At 61.8% G+C, this 3486-nt stretch carries 2 protein-coding genes and 1 pseudogene; all 3 read right to left on the bottom strand.

Annotated elements, in window-relative coordinates; translation table 11 throughout:
• Nucleotides 1–232: 232 nt before the first annotated feature.
• On the bottom strand, nt 233–1801 hold the full coding sequence (locus tag VKP01_RS06950) for a SpoVR family protein (RefSeq protein WP_324411433.1): 1569 nt from the start codon (nt 1799–1801) through the stop codon (nt 233–235).
• Nucleotides 1798–3108 carry a YeaH/YhbH family protein gene (locus VKP01_RS06955; protein WP_324411434.1) on the bottom strand — a complete coding sequence of 437 codons (1311 nt, stop codon included), beginning with the start codon at nt 3106–3108 and terminating at the stop codon, nt 1798–1800. Before VKP01_RS06955 ends, VKP01_RS06950 begins: the two co-directional genes overlap by 4 nt.
• Nucleotides 3109–3141: 33 nt before the next feature.
• A pseudogene (locus tag VKP01_RS06960) lies at nt 3142–3486 on the bottom strand (PrkA family serine protein kinase); the annotation flags it as partial.

Below are 3486 nucleotides of genomic sequence, written 5' to 3' on the forward strand. Positions count from 1 at the left end.
CTGGATTCAACTGTATCGGTCGGTAAAGCGTGTGCTCCAGACAAAGCGACTGGACAGTTGGCGGAAGCGGCGCTTTATCTTGACGTTCCTTGAGTGCGGAGGCGCGCTGTCGCGTCTCTGCAGTGAACTTCTCAGTGTCTGTCTCTGATGGGGCCAAGCCTTAATTTCCTTCTAACTAAAGGATAAGTTGTAATTCAACTTTTGGTTTGTTAATCAGTATTATCCCCCCGCTTCACACAATCCGATCCCGCGCCACCGCCCTGTGCTCCTTCAGAACCTCGCCCGATTGCGTATCGACCTCCTTCATCATCACCTCGTAGCCCCACAGATCAGCAAGGTGCTGGAGGGTTCGACGGGCATTGGATTCATCAAGCGGAATGCGGTTGAGGACGTTGTGGTGGACGATCAGGCGGCGGTCGCCGGCGAGATCGACATCGACGATCTGGATATCGGCATCGAGCCAGGCGACGTCGTATTGCTTCGCGAGCGCGCGGCGCAGGCGGCGGTAGCCGCGCTCGTCGTGGATGGCGTCGACCAGCATGTCGGGCTGGCTGTCGTCATCGGCGACGTGGAAGAGCTTGAATTTGCGCATCAGATGCGGGCTCAGATATTGCAGGATGAAACTCTCGTCGCGATAATTCGCCCAGATATCGCGCAGGACCGGCATGTGATCGCCCACGCCCGCGATATCGGGGAACCAGACGCGGTCTTCCTCGGTGGGCTCGCGACAGATCCGCTCGATATCCTTCATCATGGCGAAACCCAGCGCATAGGGGTTGATGCCTGAATAATGCCGCTCGTGGAATTCCGGCTGGTAGACCACGTTCGTATGCGAGCGCAGGAATTCGAGCATGTCGCCATCGTCGATCTGCCCGGTCTCGTGCAGCCGGTTCATGATCTCGTAATGCACGTAACTGGCGCAGCCCTCGTTCATCACCTTGGTCTGCCCCTGCGGATAGAAATACTGCGCTATCAGCCGCACGATGCGCAGGCATTCGCGCTGCCAAGGGGCAAGTTTGGGGCCGCTTTTCTCGAGGAAATAAAGCAGATTCTCCTGCGGCAGCTGCAATAGCGCGCGCCGGCGCTCCAGATCGGCATCGTCGATGCCGGCGCGCTCCTTGACCGGGACCGTGCGCCATAGGTCGTCATACATCTGCTCTTCATGCTGACGCCGCTCGCGCTCGCGCTGCTCCTCGCTGCGCAGATCGAGCTGCATCTTGCGCGGATAGCGATGCACCGCCTGGTTCATCAGCGCGTGCGCCGCATCAAGCAGCCGCTCGACAGGCCCGTGGCCGTAGCGCTCCTCACATTCGGCGATATAGCCCTTGGCGAATTCGAGATAGTCGAGGATGCCGTCGGCATCAGTCCATTGCCTGAAGAGATAGTTGTTCTTGAAGAAGTGGTTATGGCCGAACGCCGCATGCGCGATGACGAGCGCCTGCATCGTTGCCGTGTTCTCCTCCATCACATAGGAAATGCACGGGTTGGAATTGATGACGATCTCATAGGCCAGCCCGCGCATACCCTTGCGGTAGGAAGCCTCGTGCGTGGCGAAATGCTTGCCGAAGGACCAGTGCTTGTAGAACAGCGGCATCCCGATCGAGGAATAGGCGTCGAGCATCTGCTCGGCGGTGATCACCTCGATCTGGTTGGTATAGACGTCGAGCCCCAGCTCGCCGATGGCGATCTCCTGGCAGGCCTCGTTGATGCGCCGGAGCGTCTCGAAATCCCAGTCCGCCCCCTCGTAGAGACGCGGTTTCGGCTGCGGGTTCACGGCTGTCTGCGCGATTTTCGTGCTCATGCGCCGGCTCCCTGGTCTGCGCCCTGCTTGCGCTGGAAGAGTTCGCGGAAGACGGGATAGATGTCGCGGCGGTGGCGCACCTTGCGCATGGCGATCTGCTCGCCACTTTGGCGCAGCACGTCGTAGAGCCGCCACAGATCGCTCTGGCGATAGCCGAAGCCCATCGGCGCCGGATCATCCTCGCGCCCCACCTCCAGATAGGCGAAATACTGGCAGGTGGGCAGGATGGTACCCGTCAGGAGTTCAGAGGCGCGCGGATTGTCCGAGGAGGTGTTGTCGCCATCGGAGGCCTGCGCGGCATAGATGTTCCATTCCTGCGGCGGGTAGCGCTCGGCCACGACGCGCTGCATCTCCTCCAGCGCCGTGGAGACGATGGTGCCGCCGGTCTCGCGCGAATAGAAGAACGTCTCCTCATCGACTTCCGAGGCTTCATGCGTGTGGCGGATGAAGACGATCTCGACATGCTTGTAGCGCCGCTTCAGGAAGAGATAGAGCAGCGTGAAGAAGCGTTTGGCGAGATCCTTCATATGCTCGGTCATCGAGCCGGAGACATCCATCAGACAGAACATGACCGCCTGCGCGACCGGACGCGGATGTGGCTCCGAGCGACGATAGCGCAGGTCGATCGGGTCGATCCAGGGAATCGCCTTGAGCCGCTTCTGCATGCGCGCGAGTTCTTCGCGGGCCTCCAGCAGCCGCACCGGATCATCGCCCGTGCGCTCCAGAGTCGCGATCTCCTCCTCCAGCGCCGCCGCCACCTCCGGGCGGGGACGGCGCAGGGCGATGCGGCGCGAGAGCGAATTGCGCATGGTGCGCGTCAAGGCGAGATTGGCCGGCGAACCGGTCACCGAGAATCCGGCACGGCGCCAGCTTACCTGCTCTGTGGTCGCCAGCTTGCGCTTGGCCAGATCAGGCAGTTCGAGATCCTCGAGGAAGAGGTCCATGAACTCCTCGTGGCTGAGCGCGAAGCGAAACTCGTCCTCGCCCTCCCCGTCAGGGCTGCCCTGGGAACCGCCGCCGCCACCGGAACCCGGTGGTCGCGGGATCGTCTCTCCCTCGACGTAGTCCTTGTTGCCTGGCAGGACGTAATCGCGCATGCCGCCCTGCGCCGCGCGGTGGAAGCGCGGCTCGCGCACACCCTCGCCGGGGATCGAGACCTCCCCGCCACTCTCGACATCCCGGATCGAGCGGTCGCGGGTGGTGTCGCGAACCGCGCGTTTTACCAAGGCTTTCGCCCGCCTGAGAAAGCGCTGACGATTGGCGAGACTTTTGCCGCCGGGATTCAGGCGGCGATCGACAATATGCATCCGGTCGCCCCATTTCGCGGGCCTTCCTCTCGGTCAGCCCGCCTGTTTCACACGCATGTACCACTCGACGAGCCGGCGGACCTGACGCTCGGTGTAACCGCGCTCTGTCATCCGGTCGACGAACTCACTGTGTTTCTTCTCGCTCTCGCTGTCCTTCTTCGAGCCGAAGGAGATCACCGGCAGCAGGTCCTCAACCTGGCTGAACATCCGCCGCTCGATGACCTCACGGATCTTCTCATAGGACGTCCAGGACGGATTCTTGCCCCCGTGGCTGGCCCGCGAGCGCAGCGAGAACTTGACCACCTCGTTGCGGAAGTCCTTCGGATTGGCGATGCCCGCGGGCTTCTCGATCTTGGTGAGCTCCTGGTTGAGCAGTTC

The sequence above is a fragment of the Saliniramus sp. genome (assembly GCF_035311605.1).
Classification (GTDB): domain Bacteria; phylum Pseudomonadota; class Alphaproteobacteria; order Rhizobiales; family Beijerinckiaceae; genus Saliniramus.

Excerpts from the sequence above, each read along its gene's own strand:
- VKP01_RS06955 (WP_324411434.1), bottom strand. The coding sequence starts at position 3,108 with ATGCATATTGTCGATCGCCGCCTGAATCCCGGCGGCAAAAGTCTCGCC.
- VKP01_RS06950 (WP_324411433.1), bottom strand. The coding sequence starts at position 1,801 with ATGAGCACGAAAATCGCGCAGACAGCCGTGAACCCGCAGCCGAAACCG.